Genomic DNA, 18,350 nt, shown 5'->3' with positions numbered 1-18,350 from the left:
GCTGCTGAGTTCTTCTAACTCTCTGACAAACCGAAGGTTTTCACCTTCATTCACCGCTGGTAACGCTGTGCGTCCCCGGCAGCGGATGCGTACTTTACGGATTCGCTGCCGTCTTGGCAAGTGGTTTTTTGAGAAAGTTATCGAAAAAGTTAGGTAAGCGTCACACGAGCATAACGTTTCTTACCTGCCTGGATAACGTAGGCGCTACCCGTAGCCAACATCGTGTCTTGGGCAACAACATCCCCATCGACTTTCACACTACCGTTTTTCAACATGTCTTTGGCTTGCGCACTGTTCTTAGTGAGACCAGAGCGATTGAGTACTGCCGCGATAGGCGCCTGCTCATTACCTTCGAAATCTACTTCTACTTCAGGTAGGTCTTCCGGCAACTCACCTTCCGCTAGCTGATTCCCCGCCGACTTGTGTGCATTAGCGGCAGCTTCGTCTCCGTGGTAACGGGCAATAAGCTCACGGGCTAGCTCCATTTTCACGTCACGCGGATTAGCCCCCGCCTCAACGTTCTGCTTGAGCGCATCGATCTCTTCGTTGGATTTCAAAGAGAGCAGCTCAAAGTAACGCCACATTAAACTATCGGGCATAGACACTAGCTTATTGAACATGGAGCCCGGCGCTTCATCGACACCAACATAGTTGCCCAACGACTTGGACATTTTCTGCACGCCGTCCAGACCTTCGAGCAGTGGCATGGTGATCACGACCTGAGGCTCTTGGCCGAAGTGCTTTTGAATTTCTCGTCCCATCAGCAGGTTAAATTTCTGATCGGTCCCTCCTAACTCAACATCTGCCTCGAGCGCTACTGAGTCATAGCCTTGGACGAGCGGGTAGAGAAACTCGTGGATCGCGATAGATTGGTTAGCTTTATAACGCTTTTCAAAATCATCACGCTCAAGCATCCGCGCGACCGTGCTTTGCGCTGCCAACTCAATCATTTTAGCGGCGCTTAATTCACCAAACCATTCGGCGTTAAAGCGCACCTCGGTCTTTTCGGGATCGAGGATTTTAAATACCTGCTCTTTATAGGTTTCGGCATTGGCTTTTACATCGGCCTCGGTGAGCGGTTTACGAGTAATGTTTTTGCCAGTGGGATCACCGATACGACCTGTGAAGTCCCCGATCAGGAAAATAACGGTGTGCCCGAGATCCTGGAACTGGCGCATTTTCGTCAGCAGCACACTATGCCCAAGGTGCAAATCAGGTGCTGTCGGGTCAAACCCTGCTTTAATACGCAGCTTACGGCCAGACGCCAGCTTTTTCTTCAGCTCATCCTCTACCAGGATTTCATGCGTGCCTCGCGACAGTAGCGCTAACGCCTGATCCACCTCACTCATTGCCTCTCTCTCCATGTAATATGTGCCATATAGGCGTCAGATATCGAATAACCGGCGATGTTACCATGCCCTATCGCCTTGGTTGAGCCTTCACTACGTTTTGGATGAGCCGCTTTATGAAAACGCCCCACCCTACCTTACCGTCGTACTATGTTGGCTTAATGTCGGGCACCAGCCTGGACGGCATTGATGCGGCGTTGGTCGCTATAACGCCGCACTCGCCACCTGAGCTCATTGCTACGCATGCGTCGCCAATGCCCCAGTCGCTTCATAACCTACTGCTCAACCTGTGTCATGCCGAGCAAGTGAGCTTCGCAGAGCTGGCAACGGCCGAAAACGAATTTTGCCAGCTACAAGCAAGTGCCGTGAAAACACTACTGGCTCAGCAACAGGTCTCCGCAGCGCAAATTAACGCTATTGGTAGCCATGGACAGACAATTGAGCATGCTCCCGGCGGCCACCAAGGCGGCCCTGCCTATACACTACAGCTTGATAACCCCAGCCTGTTGGCCGAATTAACCGGCTGCACGGTGGTGGCTGATTTTCGCCGACGAGACTTAGCCGCTGGTGGTCAGGCAGCGCCGCTTGCACCAGCGTTTCATCAAGCCCTTTTTGGTCGCCAGACAAGCGAGCAGCTTGTTTTAAACCTAGGAGGCTTTGCGAACCTGACGTGGCTACCCAGCGATACCAGCACTCCCGCCATTGGCTTTGATACAGGCCCTGCCAATGTGCTGTTAGATGCTTGGTTCTCAAAGCATCACGACGGACGCTTTGACCAAAATGGTACGTGGGCCTCTCGCGGACAGATCGACCAAGCGCTACTAAAACGCTTGCTAAACGAGCCTTTTTTTCATCAACCGCCGCCGCGCAGCACCGGGCGCGAACTATTCCACTTGGCCTGGTTAGAAAACAAGCTAACGGGTAACGAAACTGCTTGCGATGTGCAAACTACGTTAGCGGAACTGACCGCGATAAGCGTTGCCCAGGGTATTCAGCAATTGCCCGCGACCCACGACAGCATGACATTAATTGCCTGCGGCGGCGGAGCACATAACGCCTATTTAATGGCGAGGCTAGCGTCACACTTACCCCATGCAACATTTAAGTCTCCCACCGACTTAGGCTGGCCCGAAGACTGGATTGAAGCAGGCGCTTTTGCTTGGCTTGCCCATCAACGTTTACACGATCTGCCCGGCAACTTACCTTCCGTCACTGGTGCCAGTGGCCCGAGAGTTCTGGGTGGCATTTACGCCTGCTGATTTACGCCAACGCTCCCCATAGTAGGTAGATTAAGTCAACGGCTAACACCATCAGCACGTATCATAGGTAGAAGCCCAGCAGAAAGGTGCCGATCAGATGCATTCTGCTTTGCCGAGAACACCAGCAGTTCGGTAATATCCATCTCTCTTTTCCCAGCAGTGGTAAGGTGCTTGAGTATGACAGACATCGCGCTTCCCGAGTCACTCGCCCAGGCCCGCGAACGCCTGAGTAACGCATTAAAAAAGGCTGAACGCCCACTCGATAGCGCAACGCTGCTAGCCGTTAGTAAAACAAAGCCCGCTTCCATGATTCGCCAAGCCTGGCAGCATGGGCAGCGTGAATTCGGCGAAAACTATCTGCAAGAAGCACTGGAAAAACAAGCCGAACTGGCCGACTTAGACGATATTGTGTGGCATTTTATTGGTCCACTACAGTCCAACAAAACCCGCGCAGTGGCAGAAAGCTTCGCTTGGGTACATAGCGTTGACCGCTTAAAAATAGCCAAACGGCTTAGCGAACAACGCCCGGAACACTTACCACCACTCAACATTTGTTTGCAGGTCAATATTAGCCGCGAAGCTTCTAAGTCGGGCGTCATGCCCGATGAGGTAATGTCACTAGCGAAAGAAGTGGCCACCCTACCACGGCTGTGTCTACGTGGACTCATGGCGATTCCGGCCCCGGCTAACAGCCTTGCAGAACAGCGGGCGCCGCTTGCGGCCTTGCGACAACTACTGGAAACCCTTCAGGCAGCGCTACCGGATGCCCCTCTGGATACGCTATCGATGGGGATGAGCGACGATTTAGAAGCCGCTGTTTTAGAGGGCGCAACGCTGGTACGTTTAGGAACGGCGATTTTTGGCGCACGCACCACTCAACACGCTACTCAATAACACTGCTAATTGAAGAGCGTAAAGACGACTGACATCCCATGCTGCCCGATGCAGCTTTTTTACCCAATAAGGATACCCACATGGCGAGCAAGATTACTTTCATTGGCGCAGGCAATATGGCCAGCGCCATTATCGGCGGCCTCATCGATAGTGGTGTGTCTCCTAGCGACATCACGGCCACCGCACCTAATGAAAGCGAGCTAGCGCCTTTAGCAGCACGCTTAGGAATTAACACAAACACCGATAATAACGCCGCCGTCGAAGACGCCGACGTGGTCGTACTCGCGGTAAAACCCCAGATTATGCGCAGCGTATGTGAAGCGATGCGGGATAACGTACAACAGCAATCACCGCTGATTATTTCTATCGCGGCAGGCCTCGATGCAGCCACCATTGATCAATGGCTAGGCGGTAATAATGCGCTGGTTCGTTGCATGCCCAACACTCCTGCATTGGTCGGCATCGGTGCCAGCGGCTTATATGCCAATAGCGCGGTGAATGAGGAGCAACGCACGCTAGCAACACAGCTTATGGAAGCGGTTGGCATTGTGGAGTGGGTTGAAGAAGAGAGCCTGCTTGATGCGGTAACTGCGGTATCCGGCAGTGCGCCGGCTTACTTCTTTCTAATGTTTGAGGCGATGGAAGAAGCCGCTGTCAAACTAGGCTTGCCTGCCGCCACGGCGCGACGCTTGGCTATTCAAACGGCACTGGGCGCCGCCACTATGGCCCAGCGCAGTGACAAAGACCCGGCCACACTCAAACAAAATGTTATGTCGCCAGGCGGCACGACAGAACGTGCTATTCAGCACATGGAAGATGCGCAACTACGCGCCACCATCGCCGACGCCATGCAGGCCTGTGCCCAGCGCGCAGAAGCAATGTCCAAGGAACTTAGCGCCAACTAAATACGCAACTTTGCAATGGAGAGGCAGCAATGGGTAGTCAAGTGGGCAGTGCCGGGTTAATGCTTGTTAACTCGTTAATCAATATTTATTTATTCTTACTGATGCTGCGCTTTTTGCTGCAGGCATCGCGGGCGGATTATTACAACCCGCTTAGCCAATCAGTGGTTAAAATTACCCAGCCTGTTGTAGGGCTATTTCAGGGTTTCTTAGGTCCCGTCGCTGGGCGCTTTGACCTTGCCACGCTGGCCGCGGGCTTTGTGCTGAAAGTGGTTAGCATGTTGGCCATTTTCATGGTGATTGGCGTTGGCATGCCACCTATACCAGGACTACTGATTGCGGGCATTGCGGCACTGGCTAACGCCATATTAAAGATCTATTTCTTTGCCATGATTGTGATGATTATTCTGAGCTGGGTCGCCCCAAATGCTAGCCACCCAGGTGCTTTGCTGGTAATGCAGCTAGTCGAGCCCATTATGGCTCCTGTTCGGAAAGTCATTCCGCCGCTGGGCATGATCGATTTATCACCCATCGTGGTGTTTATTGCGATTAATTTGGTGGATGGCTTAGTAGTGGGGTCCTTGATCCGCGCTGCGGGTATCTCTGGCGCACTGGTTGGGCTGTAACTGCGCAACATTCCCCAGGGCCTCTTTTTAGCAGGATTTATTTTTTGCAGGACTAGCGCTTTCGATGCCTGATTCAGACACTCTCACTTTCGTTGACCGGCCGGCGGACTCCGTTGGCCTCGTCACCCCCCATGTAGCGAAATTTGATACGCCGCTGCCGCTCGCTTGTGGCAAGGTGCTGCCTGAGTACGAGCTTATCTACGAAACCTACGGCACGTTAAACGCTGAGCGTAGTAACGCTGTGTTGATCTGCCATGCGTTATCGGGACACCATCATGCAGCGGGCTATCACGGTGACGAAGACCGCAAACCTGGCTGGTGGGATGCTCATATCGGCCCCGGAAAATCTATCGATACCAACCGTTTTTTTGTGGTATCGCTAAACAATCTGGGCGGCTGCCATGGCAGCACAGGCCCTGTTAGTCACAACCCTGAAACCGGCCGCCAGTGGGGGCCTGATTTCCCCATGGTCACTGTCAGTGACTGGGTAGCCAGCCAAGCGCGTCTGGCCGATCAACTGGGCATTGAGCGTTGGGCCGCAGCAGTGGGCGGTAGCCTGGGTGGTATGCAGGTGCTTCAGTGGACAATGACTTACCCTGAGCGTGTCGCCAATGCGGTAGTGATTGCCGCCACCCCCCGGCTCTCCGCCCAGAACATTGCCTTTAACGAAGTGGCTCGTCAGGCGATTCGCTCTGACCCTGAATTCTTCGGCGGTTGGTATGCAGAGCACGACACGGTCCCCAAGCGTGGTTTGAAACTGGCACGCATGGTGGGCCACATCACCTACCTCTCCGAAGATGCAATGGGCAGTAAATTTGGCCGCGACTTGCGCAGCAACGATTTGAACTTTGGGTTTGATGTCGAGTTCCAGGTTGAGTCTTATTTGCGCTATCAGGGCGATACATTCTCCACCGCCTTTGACGCTAACACCTACCTGTTAATGACCAAGGCCCTTGACTACTTCGATCCCGCAGCCACTCAAGCAGGCGACCTAGCCAGCGCACTAGCACCCGCAAAGTGCCCTTTTCTGGTTGTTAGTTTTACGACTGACTGGCGCTTCCCACCTTCTCGCTCTCGAGAACTCGTCGACGCGCTCACCCGCGCTGGCAAATCGGTTAGCTATGCCAATATCGACTCTCCTCACGGGCATGATGCCTTCTTACTGCCCGAGCCACGTTACCACGCTCTGTTCAGCGCATTTATGACTCGCATAGCCCGAGAGCTGAATATCGAAGAAACAGCCAGGGAGGAGACCCTGTAATGCGTGCGGATCTTGAACTGATTTACGACTGGGTGCCCCAAGGGGCTCACGTGCTGGATTTAGCCTGCGGTGATGGTGCTCTGCTTGAGCGCTTAGCGCAGGAGAAAAATGTTACCGGCTACGGTTTAGAGATCGACCCCGACGGTATTACCCAGTGTGTCGCCAGGGGCGTGAACGTTATTGAGCATAACCTGGATGATGGCTTGGGTAGTTTCTGCGACAACAGCTATGATCAAGTCATTATGACCCAAGCGCTTCAGGCGCTACGCCGCCCAGATAAAATGCTTGATGAAATGTTACGCGTCGCCGAGGAAGGCATTATCACCTTTCCTAATTTTGCTTATTGGCGACACCGAATTCATCTTGGCCTACGTGGCTATATGCCGGTCTCTAAATCTCTACCCCATGCCTGGTATGACACACCCAACATCCACCTTTCTACCTTTAACGACTTCGAGCATCTGTGCCGTGAAAAAGGGTTGGTGATTGTTGATCGCGCGGTAGGGGTTGGCGATCACAAAGGGCACTGGACATCCAAGTGGTGGCCCAACTTGTTCGGTGAAATTGCTATTTTTAGAGTGCGCCGTCGCTAATTTATTTTACGTTGACTAGCCATATCGACCCATAAGAGGAGACCTGCCATGGTTTATCGAGCGTTACGCAGAACAACCCTGCTTACTACGCTGCTTTGCTCACTGCTCCTCGCCACACAAGCGGTAGCTGAGCAGTTGGTACGGATAGGCGACTATGAGATCCATTACAGTGCTGTGGCCACCAGCTTCCTCACCCCAGAAGTTGCCCAAGCGCACGGCATTCAGCGCAGCGCAGGTCACGGATTGGTTAATGTAAGCGTACGCGAACGCCAAGAGGACGGCAGCACCCGCGCCGTTAACGCTAGCGTACAAGGCCACGTGACAGGCCTCACCGACGTCCAAGAATCGCTAAGCTTTCGTACTGTGCACGATGGTGATGCCACTTATCACTTGGCCACCTTTGCCCTGCGCCACGACGAGCCCACGCGTTTTAACCTTGACGTTCGCTACGACCGTAATGCCAGCCCTGAGCGGGTCAGCTTTATTCAACGTTTTTATATCGAGCGTTAAATTCGCACCGGTAGCGGTCTTGCTAATCGCACCGCTACCGGAGCTCCTGCCTGCCAATCTAGCGTAATACCGTAAGCCAACACCTCAACTCCAGCATCTACCGCTGCGGCTAGCGCCGCCGCATAGATGGGATCGATGTGGGCCGCTGGGGCTACATCGTGAATACCTTCATGGGCGACACAAAACAGCAGCACGGCCCTTTCGCCCTGCTCGGCCAGCGCGGTTAATGCATGCAAATGCTTGGTGCCCCTCACGCTGACCGAATCAGGAAAATAACCATGTCCATCGGCTTCTTTAAGGGTGACCTGCTTAACTTCAATAAAAACCTCGCCCTTATCAGGATCACTCAGCCGGAAATCGAGCCTTGCGTCACTGATCTTCACTTCCCGCTTGAGCGTTTGATAGCCTGCCAATGGCACAATATCACCGGCTAAAATGGCCTCCTCCACGATGCGGTTGGCGCGACCAGTGTGGACAGAAGCCAGCGCCAAGGCGCCCTCTGACTGTGGCAACTCAATCCATTCCCAGGTCCAGGCCAGCTTGCGCTTGGGATTATCACTCCGTGACAGCCACACTCGACAACCGGGCACATTCACCGCCTTCATTGAGCCCGTGTTGGGGCAATGGGCAACGACTTCCTCGCCACTCTCCAGCCTTACATCGGCTAAAAAGCGCTTATAACGACGCATTAACACCCCAGGCACCAACTCAGGATAGGTCGTCATAGTCGGCTCACGAAACGGCCAATGCGCTCTACGGCCTCCTGCAACCGTTCAACGCTGTTAGTAAAGGCAATGCGCACATGGTGTTCGCCGCCCTCCAGCGCAAAATCAATGCCCGGGGTGATTGCCACGTTCTCCTCAACCAGCAACCGCTCACAGAATGCTTGGCTATCTCGGCTGTAATGAGAAATATCCAACCACAGATAAAAAGCCCCTTGAGGTGGCAGGTCCGGGGCAAGCCCCAACTGCGCTAACCCATCCAACAACACTTGGCGTCGCTGCTTAAGCGTCGATCTACGCGCTTCCAAAATATCTCGACACTCTGGAGTGAAGGCGGCCAACGCCGCATGCTGGGAAGGTGTTGGCGCGGCAAGGAAGACGTTTTGCGCCAGCCTAGTAAGCGGCTCGACGGCATGTTCAGGCGCCACCAACCAGCCCAAGCGCCAGCCTGTCATGCCGAAATATTTAGAGAAGCTATTAACCACGAAGGCCTGGTCGGAAAGCGATGTCGCCGATAGTGGTGCATCGTCATAATTCAAGCCTTGGTAAATCTCATCGACAATCACGTCACCGCCTTTCGCAGCTACCGTGTTGATAACTGCGGTTAGCGCCTCAGCGCCTAACGTATGTCCCGTAGGGTTAGACGGGGAGGCCAGCATGGCTAAACTCGTTTTAGCTTGCCAGTGCTGTTCAATCAACGGCGCCGTTAACTGCCAACCGCTTTGGCGACCCACGGGAATGGCATCAATGTCTGCGCCAGCTAGGGCCATAAAGTGACGATTACACGGATAGTTGGGATCGGCCATCAAAACACGATTGCCTGTTTCGACCAGTAATTGGCTAGCCAGCAGCAGCGCTCCAGAGGCCCCTGGCGTTACCAAAATACGTGAGGGGTCAACGGTGGCATTAAAATGCTCGGCGTAATGTCTTGAAATCGCCTCCCGCAGCGACGCTAGGCCTGCCGCAGGTGTATAGCGCGTTTTGCCTGTTGCCAACGCTTGCTGGCCTGCTGCTACAATCGGTGCCGGCGTCGCGAAATCAGGTTCGCCGACCTCTAGGTGAATCACATCGTGGCCTTCGGCCTCTCGAGCCTGGGCCATTTCCAATAGATGCATCACGCGAAAAGGTGCAACGTGATTTACACGTGAATTCCAAGCCATAACGGTTCCTTCACTAAATGGTAGAGAAATCATGACGCAGGTCGTTGAAGAGGCAAGACCATGGTCGAAAATGCGCTATTATGCTTGCATAGCGCGCATTTTTCAGCTAAACAAGCATCCCTTTGGCGTGAGATCGTGACACACGCTCATGGTCGATCAGCAGTCACATACGTAAGGGGCACTCCCATGCCAGTAGCGGAAAAGAAACCGGAAGCGTCCAAGTCCTTCACCCCGTATGAGCCAGCACCGGGCGAAGAGTATATGAACGAGAAGCAGCTCGCGCACTTCCGCCAGCTCCTTCTAGACTGGAAACAAGATCTCATGGAAGAGGTGGATCGTACCGTACGCCACCTACAGGAAGACGCTAATAACTACGCTGACCCCGCTGACCGCGCTACTCAAGAAGAGGGCTTCAGCCTGGAGCTGCGTACTCGGGATCGCGAACGCAAGTTGCTGAAAAAGATCAACGAAACCATCGAAAAAATCGATGAAGACGACTACGGCTTTTGTGAAGCCTGCGGCGTTGAAATCGGCATTCGCCGCCTTGAAGCCCGCCCCACGGCAACGCTGTGCGTGGACTGTAAAACGCTGGCAGAGCTTAAAGAGAAACAGCTCGGTGGCTAATCATCGGCGCGAATACGCTATAAGCTGCTAGTTTGTTACAAGCTAAAGCGTCCAACGGGCACCCTTGAGGTGCCCGTTTTTGTTTGTCATCTTGTATTTATCGCTGTACTTATCATCGTAGTTAATCGCTGGCGCTATTTGAACAATTGATTCGGGCTGTCATGACCCATACCACGCACTACCGAGGACGTTTCGCTCCTACACCGTCAGGGCCACTGCATCTTGGCTCGCTAGTCGCCGCCCTAGGCAGCTATTTAGACGCCCGCGCTGCTGGTGGGCAGTGGCTGGTGCGCATAGAGGATATCGACCCGCCCCGCTGCCCTGAAGGCGCTGCTGATACAATTCTGCGTCAGCTTGACGCCTTTGGGCTTCATTGGGATGAAGAAATCCGCTGGCAATGCCACCGTGATGAGGCTTATCAGCAGGCGCTCGATCAACTGGCTGCCCAAGGTTTGGCTTATCCATGTAGCTGTTCGAGAAAGCAGTGGCAAGCGTTTTCAATCTATCCTGGCTGGTGCCGCGAGAGCGTTCGTGATGCCACAAAGCCGGTTGCCTGGCGGCTGCGCAGCGACCTGGCAAAGCGCCCTATTACTTGGCAGGATCGGCTTTTTGGTTGCCAACAGTTCGACCCTGCCGTTTTGGGCGATGTTGTGCTTAAGCGCAAAGATCAGCTTTGGGCCTATCAGCTCGCCGTCGTAGTGGATGATGCTGATCAAGGCATTACCGATATTGTGCGCGGTTATGACCTGCTGGATAACACGCCCTGGCAAGGCCAGTTGCAGCAAGCGCTTGGCTTATCAACCCCCAGCTACCTACATTTACCGCTCGTGGTTACTCAAGAGGGTCAAAAGCTTTCTAAGCAAAACCTGGCCCCTGCATTAGCCGAAGACGCCGACGGCATTCGCCAACAGCTGTTTCAAGCACTGCAACTACTCGATCAGGCCCCACCTGACACGCTGGTTCAAGAGCCACCCGAAACACAACTAAACTGGGCAATAGCACACTGGTCTGTTGAAAAGCTTGTCGCTACCACCCACCGCCGCTATCAATCAGAGTTTTAATATGTACGTTTATCGCATACTGCTGTTCTTGGTGTTTGGCGGCTATTTGCTTTCGCCGTTACTGATGGACGGCTGGGGAGATCCAAGCATTGCCTGGTATCGCCCATTTGCTATTTGGGGCGGTCTGATCGCGCTAACGCTATGGCTTGAGCAAAAAAGGAAGTTAGATGAGCGTTGAGCTTTTAGGAGTAGTACTGCTGGGCCTAGGCTATCTTGCCTTACTGTTTGCCTGCGGCATGGCCGTTGAGCGTGGCTGGGTGCCCGTGCGCATTACGCGCCACCCTATTGTGTACACCCTGGCATTGGGCGTATACGCCAGCGCGTGGGCAATCTATGGCAGTGTGGAACTTGCGGCGAAAGCAGGCTTTGGTTACCTGGCATATTACCTCGGTGCAGCCGGGGCTTTTCTGCTGGCCCCCGTACTGCTGGTGCCCATACAACGCATTACTCGTACCTACCAGCTCTCTTCACTGGCGGATCTATTTGCGTTTCGCTACCGATCCCGCTGGGCAGGCACTCTGGTAACGCTGATCAGCCTGCTAGCCGTGATGCCGCTGCTGGGTATCCAGGTGCAAACCTTAAGCGATGCGGTCTACTTGCTCACCGGCAGCCGCTATAGCGCGGCGGCCACCCTGCTGTTTTGCGGTGTGATCGCAGGCTGTGCGGTGTTGTTTGGCGCACGCCACAGCCACCGACATCGTCACGATACGCTACTCAGCGTGATTGCTTTTGAATCGATCATTAAACTACTGGCGATGCTTGGGCTAGGTGCCATTGCACTGTGGTGGGTATTTGATGGGCCTCACGGATTACAGCAGTGGTTAGAAGGGCCTGGAGCCGCAGCCCAAGCCGCAACGCCGCAATTTGAAGCCCCCCAATGGCGCACGCTGCTACTGCTGTTCTTTGCGGCCGCTTTCATGATGCCGCACCTGTTTCAGATTACCTTTGCAGAAAGCCTTTCTCGCCACACCCTGCTCCAAGCCAGTTGGACATTACCGCTATTTTTGCTACTGATGGCACTGCCAGTACCGTTGATTTGGTGGGCTGCACAATCGATAAACGAGACGGTTCCCGTTGCAGCCTACGCCGCCTTCTTGATGTCAGAGCATTGGTGGGTGGGAGCGCTAGCCTTCATCGGTGGCCTTGCCGCCGCCAGTGGCACCATGATGATGATCGCGCTGGCTCTTTCAGGCATGGTGCTTAACCACGTGGTGCTAGTGGCTCGTCCCCCGGAGGCGCGTAGCGATTTATACGGCTGGCTGCTCTGGCTACGTCGCGGTTTAGTCGTCGCTGTGATTGCGGGCGGGTGGCTATTTGCTGAAAGCGTCGGTCGCTACCATTCGCTGACAAACTTGGGGCTCGCTGCATTTGTAGGCATGGCACAGTGCCTGCCTGGCATGCTGGCGTTGTTGTACTGGCCCGGTGCGAACCGCAAGGGCATGATCGCCGGGCTAATGAGCGGCATCATCATTTGGCTGTGGGGCCTATGGTTGCCGCTTTTGCTTGATCTCCCCACGCTCTCGCTACCCCTCACTCCCCTGATGTCTGCGGATGCGCCCATTTGGTATAACGTTACGCTTGTTTCTTTAGCGGTTAATATTTTACTGCTTCTCATTGTGTCGTTATTTACCCGCATCTCAGAAGGAGAACGCTCTGCGGCTGAAGCATGCTCCGTAGATGCGGTCATTCGTTCAAAACGCCTACCACTGGAAGCTGCCACGGCGGGAGACTTCCCTACTTATCTTGCCCAAGCGTTGGGCGATGAAGCAGCCAGCCGTGAAGTTGACCGCGCACTGGCAGCGCTAAACCTGACACCTCAGGAGCGCCGCCCCTATGCACTGCGCCGCCTGCGCGACCGAATCCAGGCGAATTTATCCGGTTTAATGGGGCCTTCAGTTGCGCGAGATATTGTTGATCGTTACTTGCCCTACCGCCACGACGACGCACCGGTCACTGACGACATTCATTTTGTTGAAAGCCGCCTGGAAGCTTACCGCTCTAGGCTCACTGGGTTGGCTCGGGAACTGGATGGCTTACGCCGCCATCACCGGCAAACGTTAGCCTACTTGCCCGTAGGCTTGTGCGTGCTAGGCGACGATGATGAGCTGTTAATGTGGAATGAGGCGCTTTCATCACTCTCCGGGATTAGCGGCGATAGCGTGATTGGCTCACGCCGAGATAGCCTGCCCCCACCCTGGCCCAATTTACTCGGTAGCGTACTCAACGCCAGCCATACGCCGTTGTATAAACAAGCCGTGTCACTACATGGCAAGGATTACTTCCTCACTCTTCACAAAGCAGTGTTAAGCGGACACGACAGCCGTGGCGGCAGCGTAATTTTGGTAGAAGACCATACTGAAATGAAGTGGCTAGAAGAGGAACTTGTCCACGCAGCGCGTTTGGCCTCCATAGGGCAACTTGCGGCAGGCGTGGCACATGAAATAGGCAACCCTATCACGGGCATTTCGTCACTGGCCCAAAACTTGCGCTACGATACCGATGACCCAGCGCTACTGGAAACGGCTGACCAAATTCAACAGTTAACCCAACGAGTCACTAAGATTGTTAACTCGCTGGTCGGTTTTGCCCACGGTGGCCGTCAAACCCTGCCACTGCCGGCATCCCCCGCCTCGCTCTCTACCGTTAGCGAAGACGCGCTGCACTTGATCCATTTAGCGCGCTCGGGGGAGGATGTAAGCTTTACCAATGACTGCCCGGATGACATCGTGGTGCGTGGCGATGCTCAGCGATTAACCCAGGTCATGGTCAACTTACTGAGCAATGCCAAAGACGCTTGCGACGCTCAGGGCACGGTTCATATTGAAGCAGGCAAACAGGCAAGCCATGCTTGGTGGCGAGTCACCGATGATGGCCACGGCATTGACCCAAGCGTGAAGCATCGCCTTTTCGAGCCGTTCACCACGACCAAGCCTGCGGGTCAAGGAACGGGGCTTGGGCTCTCGTTGGCCTACCAAATTATCAATGAGCACCAAGGCAAAATAGAGGTTGCGTCACCACCTCCAGGAAAGCCTCGCGGCACTGCCATCACGCTTTGGCTACCGCTTTACCAACAGGATGATCACCTACCTCATGCCCAGGATACTGATTGTTGAAGATGAAGCGATTATTCGCAGCGCATTAAAGCGTTTACTCGAACGTCACAGCTATACCGTCAGCGAAGCGGGCAGCGCAGAAGAAGCACGTGAGCTGGCGCCTAGCGAGTTTGATCTAGTCATTAGCGACCTGCGACTGCCAGGTGATCCTGGCACCGCCCTCATTGAGGCCGCAGCCCCCGCGCCGGTACTGATAATGACCAGCTATGCCAGCATGCGCTCGGCAGTCGACGCGCTTAAGCAAGGGGCTGTGGACTATGTTGCTAAACCATTTGATCACACCGAGCTTTTAGAAACCGTCGAACGCATTCTGCATAAGCAGTCGATGCAGCAAGGCACACCTCCGGATATCACCGATGAAGGAGGTGGGCGTCAAACGATGATCGGCAATTGCACGGCTATGCAGCAGGTTTACACGCGCATTCGCAAAACAGCCCCGGCAGACGTTACCGTGCTAATTCAAGGAGAATCCGGCACAGGTAAAGAGCTCGTTGCCCGGGCCATTCATCAGCAAAGCAAACGCGCCAAAGCACCGCTGATTTGTGTGAACTGCGCGGCAATACCTGAGACGCTGATCGAGTCAGAGCTTTTTGGCCATGAGAAAGGAGCGTTTACCGGCGCTAGCGCTGCCCGAACCGGGTTAGTGGAAGCCGCCGACGGTGGCACCCTGTTTTTAGATGAAATCGGCGAGTTACCACTGGATGCCCAGGCGCGGCTGTTACGCGTACTCCAGGAAGGTGAAATCCGCAAAATTGGCTCCGTCGAAACACGCCATGTGGACGTTCGCCTGATCGCCGCCACCCATAGGGACTTGCGCGCTCTGTCAAAAAGCGGGGAATTCCGACTAGATCTCTACTATCGCCTTAACGTTATGCAGATTGAACTGCCTCCGCTGCGCGACCGTGAAGAAGACGTATTGAAGATAGCCGATATCCTGTTAGATAAAGCCTGCAAACGTCATGATCGCCAAGGGCTTCGTTTGTCACGGGCTTCCCGACAGGACCTACGCGACTACCCTTGGCCTGGTAACGTACGCGAGCTTGAGAATGCACTGGAGAGGGGTGTAATTCTAGCTGAGGGGCATTTGATTCACCCTGACGACCTAGGCCTTGGCCCTGTTACCAATCGACCTCACTCTTCTGCAGGTAACAGCTCCGCATTAGCCAATGAATCATCAGCGCCAAGTGGCGATGACGACGACCTCTCTCTCGAGGACTATTTTCAGCATTTTGTGCTGGAACATCAGGATCAAATGAGTGAAACCGAGTTAGCCCAAAAACTGGGAATTAGCCGTAAAAATTTATGGGAGAGGCGCCAGCGCCTAGGCATTCCACGTAAAAAAACCGCACGCCGCCCCAATTAGGTGGCGGCAATACCTATGATTAGCCATTCACCACCTCGCCCTCTACGACTAACGTCCAATAGATTGATTTGCATAAGAAATATCCAAAACTTTCCCATCAGCCACTGTTACCTTCCCACACAACACGCCCCAAAAATCCCTTAAAAACGGGTAACACTATGCGTTGCGATTAGTTCCCTGGCATAGCCAATAAATTACAAGCCCATGAAAATAAAAGAATAAAATATGGGTGGCACAGCAAGTGCAATACTACTGGGCAAGAAGAACAAAATGGGCAGCGCGGACGTCGCTAACAAAAACAACATGACACCGCCCCAACCTGAGCCAAAACAAAAACAACAGGGCCAGGCAGAGATCATAGTACTAACAAGAACAATAGGCTTGAGTCTCACGACTTGCTAGCGCTAAGCAGAATAGGCGCAGCGAACAATAACAACAGTCAGCAAGTGCCCAAAAAAGGACGCGACGTACACAAAGAATCTGCTTCCAAACAAAAACAACAGCAGCATGTGTGTACACCCCGGAACCAATAACAACACGCCGGGAGAAAAAGTTCGCGGTTGGATTATTGTTTTGAATACGAGGCGGTCGGAATCAGACTGGTTCTCACGCCTACCGACTGCGGTGCGTATTCAGAGCGATGTGCCATCATGAAGAAAAACAACAGCATGGACGCTGATTGTCTGCTTTATAGGGGAGGCTCTTGTAGCCTCCCCTTTCCGCGTTTAAAGCAGTCGTCTTTTACAAACCCTGCTCCAGTGCTTTGCAAGCCTCAAGGGGTCGGCTACACTCAGCAACTTACCGCTAACCTTGCGGTCATTTTTTCGCTACGTTTCTCGATACTGTTTTCGATAATACTGTTTTCGATACCCTGCGAGTCGATATCGCCGCATGTTTAAAGGATTTACCCGTTTATTACATAGCCCGGGAGAGCACTTGAAATCCCTGCTCGATTCCCCAGAGAGCGCCGCTGATGCGCTCAGTCCCCGTATTATTCCGCGCTCCGAGCACCCTGTTTCTCGTCAGCAAATCAGCGAGGCCGCGTTAAAGGTGCTGTATCGCCTTAATGGCGCTGGATTTGATGCCTTCCTAGTTGGCGGCTGCATTCGTGATGCATTGCTGGGCAAAATGCCGAAAGATTTCGACGTTGCCACGAATGCAACGCCGGAACAGGTGCGCGATCTGTTTCGCAATTCGCGGCTGATTGGTCGGCGTTTTCGCATTGTGCATGTGCGCTTTGGTCGCGAAGTCATTGAAGTTACCACTTTCCGCGGCAAGCCTCAGGACGAGCACGGCGATCATATCGCCCAGCAGTCTGACGATGGCCTGCTATTGCGAGACAATGTGTGGGGCAACATCGAAGAAGACGCTCTACGCCGCGACTTCACCGTGAATGCGCTTTACTACAATATCGCTGACTTCACGATTCATGACTTTGCCAACGGCGCGCGTGATATTGAGTCACGTACGCTGCGACTGATTGGCGACCCCGTTACCCGCTATCGGGAAGACCCAGTACGTATGCTGCGTGCGGTGCGCTTTGCGGCCAAGCTCGATTTCACCATCGAGCCAGCCACTGAAGAGCCGATGTATGATCTAGCGCCGCTGTTACTGCAAATTCCTCCCGCCCGTTTGTTTGATGAAGTACTCAAGCTATTCATGTCGGGACACGGCTTAATTACTTTCCGCTTACTGAGCCATTACAACTTGTTTGGCATGCTGTTCCCCGAAGCGGAAGAAGCCATGGCGGATGCTGCTTGGGCCGAAGATCTGATTGAGCAAGCGCTCACTAACACCGATAAGCGCATTGCGGAAGGCCGGCCAGTGACGCCAGCCTTTCTGCTAGCCGCCTTTTTGTGGGCGCCAGTGGCACACCGTCAAGCCGAGCTTGAGCGCGAAGGCATGCCCGCAATTCCAGCGCTGCAAACTGCCGCCCAGCAGGTAGTCACTCGCCAGTTACAGCATATTTCGATTCCCAAACGCTTTGGCATGCCGATGCGCGATATTTGGGAACTACAGGCACGCCTTCCTCTGCGCCGTGGCAAACGGGCATTTCAAACCCGCGAACACCCACGCTTCCGAGCCGCCTACGATTTGCTGCTGTTGCGTGAACAAGCAGGTGAAATACCGCGTGGCTTAGGCGATTGGTGGAATGCCTTCCAGCAAGGTGATGAGCACGAGCAACTTCGGCTGCTGCAAAAAGTGGGAAGTGATCCGGCAAGCCAGGGGGACCGTCGACGTAAAAAACGACGCAAACCACGTAAAACAGAGCAGTAAGAACACAATGTCACTTGCTTATATTGGTCTAGGTAGCAATCTGGATGATCCCGTCAGCCACATTCGCCAAGCCTTACGAGAACTGGACACACTGCCTCTTTGCCAGTTGGTGGCCCAGTCGTCCCTATACGCTACACGGCCAATAGGGCCACAGGACCAGCCTGACTTCATTAACGCCGTGGCCGCCCTTGAAACTACGCTTTCTCCGCTGGCACTACTGGACCAGCTTCAAGGGCTAGAGCAACGCCACCGCCGTCGGCGATTGCGCCACTGGGGGCCGCGCACGCTGGATTTAGATCTGCTGCTTTACAATCAAGACACGATCGCGCGCCCTAGGCTTCAGGTTCCTCATCCCCATATGCATGAACGCGCCTTTGTATTAGCGCCTCTTGAAGAACTGGTGTCTGCTACTCAATTAGAGCCAATAGTGCTTTATCAACAGCCGCTTGCTGAGTGGCTGAAGCAGCTTGAGCAAAGTGGGATACAACGGTTAGACAATCCAAATGCTACCGTGACTGCTACCGTCTGACACAAATCTCGACACCAAGCCCCCATTCAGGTAACAATTGCCAGTTACGCCACTTCACGCTTGCAAGGATGCAACGTTAATAATGGTCGGCTGCCCACGTTGCATCG

General features: G+C 54.0%; 18 protein-coding genes. 14 read left to right on the top strand and 4 right to left on the bottom strand.

The genetic code is table 11. The features are described 5' to 3' along the window. Nucleotides 1-149 precede the first annotated feature (149 nt). On the bottom strand, nt 150-1,349 hold the full coding sequence (tyrS, locus tag K7H08_RS13445) for a tyrosine--tRNA ligase (protein ID WP_038480780.1): 1,200 nt from the start codon (nt 1,347-1,349) through the stop codon (nt 150-152). Nucleotides 1,350-1,465: 116 nt separating this feature from the next. Between tyrS and K7H08_RS13440 the strand changes: the two genes are divergently transcribed. Continuing rightward, complete coding sequence (locus tag K7H08_RS13440; protein WP_095604451.1) at nt 1,466-2,608, top strand: anhydro-N-acetylmuramic acid kinase; 1,143 nt, start codon at nt 1,466-1,468, stop codon at nt 2,606-2,608. Between the two features lie 35 nt (nt 2,609-2,643). Here K7H08_RS13440 and K7H08_RS13435 read toward each other — a convergent pair whose 3' ends face one another. Next, entirely contained in the window at nt 2,644-2,796 is a 153-nt protein-coding gene (locus tag K7H08_RS13435) for a hypothetical protein (RefSeq protein ID WP_370622864.1), read from the bottom strand. On the opposite strand from K7H08_RS13435, the gene K7H08_RS13430 reads away from it, so the two are divergent. From K7H08_RS13430 to K7H08_RS13405, 6 genes are all read left to right on the top strand, one after another. After that, entirely contained in the window at nt 2,786-3,502 is a 717-nt protein-coding gene (locus tag K7H08_RS13430; RefSeq protein ID WP_095604450.1) for a YggS family pyridoxal phosphate-dependent enzyme, read from the top strand. The two genes, K7H08_RS13435 and K7H08_RS13430, sit on opposite strands and share 11 nt — an antisense overlap. A gap of 80 nt (nt 3,503-3,582) precedes the next feature. Continuing rightward, nucleotides 3,583-4,407 (top strand): pyrroline-5-carboxylate reductase, encoded by an 825-nt coding sequence (gene proC / locus K7H08_RS13425; RefSeq protein ID WP_231658233.1) that lies wholly within the window; start codon nt 3,583-3,585, stop codon nt 4,405-4,407. A 29-nt stretch (nt 4,408-4,436) separates the two neighbouring features. Then, nucleotides 4,437-5,030, top strand: coding sequence for a YggT family protein (locus tag K7H08_RS13420; protein ID WP_038480769.1), 594 nt, complete (start codon nt 4,437-4,439; stop codon nt 5,028-5,030). Nucleotides 5,031-5,094: 64 nt separating this feature from the next. Further along, on the top strand, nt 5,095-6,291 hold the full coding sequence (metX, locus tag K7H08_RS13415) for a homoserine O-succinyltransferase MetX (RefSeq protein ID WP_038480766.1): 1,197 nt from the start codon (nt 5,095-5,097) through the stop codon (nt 6,289-6,291). Next, entirely contained in the window at nt 6,291-6,884 is a 594-nt protein-coding gene (gene metW, locus K7H08_RS13410; RefSeq protein ID WP_038480763.1) for a methionine biosynthesis protein MetW, read from the top strand. The genes metX and metW overlap by 1 nt, the downstream gene beginning before the upstream one ends. Nucleotides 6,885-6,932: 48 nt before the next feature. Continuing rightward, nucleotides 6,933-7,394 (top strand): DUF4426 domain-containing protein, encoded by a 462-nt coding sequence (locus K7H08_RS13405; protein ID WP_038480760.1) that lies wholly within the window; start codon nt 6,933-6,935, stop codon nt 7,392-7,394. On the opposite strand, the gene sfsA is transcribed toward K7H08_RS13405, so the two are convergent. Continuing rightward, nucleotides 7,391-8,119 carry a DNA/RNA nuclease SfsA gene (sfsA, locus tag K7H08_RS13400; RefSeq protein ID WP_095604448.1) on the bottom strand — a complete coding sequence of 243 codons (729 nt, stop codon included), beginning with the start codon at nt 8,117-8,119 and terminating at the stop codon, nt 7,391-7,393. The two genes, K7H08_RS13405 and sfsA, sit on opposite strands and share 4 nt — an antisense overlap. Next, complete coding sequence (locus tag K7H08_RS13395) at nt 8,116-9,276, bottom strand: aminotransferase class I/II-fold pyridoxal phosphate-dependent enzyme (protein WP_038480755.1); 1,161 nt, start codon at nt 9,274-9,276, stop codon at nt 8,116-8,118. Before K7H08_RS13395 ends, sfsA begins: the two co-directional genes overlap by 4 nt. Before the next feature lie 186 nt (nt 9,277-9,462). Here K7H08_RS13395 and dksA point away from each other — a divergent pair, with 186 nt between their 5' ends. The 7 genes from dksA (at nt 9,463) to folK (ending at nt 18,243) form a co-directional block, all read left to right on the top strand. Then, nucleotides 9,463-9,900: an RNA polymerase-binding protein DksA gene (dksA, locus tag K7H08_RS13390; RefSeq protein WP_009723720.1), complete on the top strand. Its 438-nt coding sequence runs from the start codon at nt 9,463-9,465 to the stop codon at nt 9,898-9,900. A gap of 161 nt (nt 9,901-10,061) precedes the next feature. Continuing rightward, nucleotides 10,062-10,961 carry a tRNA glutamyl-Q(34) synthetase GluQRS gene (gene gluQRS, locus K7H08_RS13385; RefSeq protein WP_231658232.1) on the top strand — a complete coding sequence of 300 codons (900 nt, stop codon included), beginning with the start codon at nt 10,062-10,064 and terminating at the stop codon, nt 10,959-10,961. A 1-nt stretch (nt 10,962) separates the two neighbouring features. Continuing rightward, entirely contained in the window at nt 10,963-11,139 is a 177-nt protein-coding gene (locus K7H08_RS13380) for a hypothetical protein (RefSeq protein WP_231658231.1), read from the top strand. Continuing rightward, nucleotides 11,129-14,074: an ATP-binding protein gene (locus K7H08_RS13375; protein WP_038480749.1), complete on the top strand. Its 2,946-nt coding sequence runs from the start codon at nt 11,129-11,131 to the stop codon at nt 14,072-14,074. Before K7H08_RS13380 ends, K7H08_RS13375 begins: the two co-directional genes overlap by 11 nt. Further along, complete coding sequence (locus K7H08_RS13370; RefSeq protein ID WP_089039907.1) at nt 14,052-15,437, top strand: sigma-54-dependent transcriptional regulator; 1,386 nt, start codon at nt 14,052-14,054, stop codon at nt 15,435-15,437. The genes K7H08_RS13375 and K7H08_RS13370 overlap by 23 nt, the downstream gene beginning before the upstream one ends. A gap of 891 nt (nt 15,438-16,328) precedes the next feature. Next, nucleotides 16,329-17,714 carry a polynucleotide adenylyltransferase PcnB gene (gene pcnB / locus K7H08_RS13365; protein ID WP_038480742.1) on the top strand — a complete coding sequence of 462 codons (1,386 nt, stop codon included), beginning with the start codon at nt 16,329-16,331 and terminating at the stop codon, nt 17,712-17,714. 7 nt (nt 17,715-17,721) lie between these two features. Beyond that, nucleotides 17,722-18,243, top strand: coding sequence for a 2-amino-4-hydroxy-6-hydroxymethyldihydropteridine diphosphokinase (folK, locus tag K7H08_RS13360; protein WP_038480739.1), 522 nt, complete (start codon nt 17,722-17,724; stop codon nt 18,241-18,243). Nucleotides 18,244-18,350 lie beyond the last annotated feature (107 nt).

The sequence above is a fragment of the Halomonas sp. IOP_6 genome, assembly GCF_021151565.1.
GTDB lineage: Bacteria > Pseudomonadota > Gammaproteobacteria > Pseudomonadales > Halomonadaceae > Vreelandella > Vreelandella alkaliphila.
Note: the sequence above shows the minus strand (reverse complement) of the source record. Positions and strands in the feature narration are given on the sequence as shown.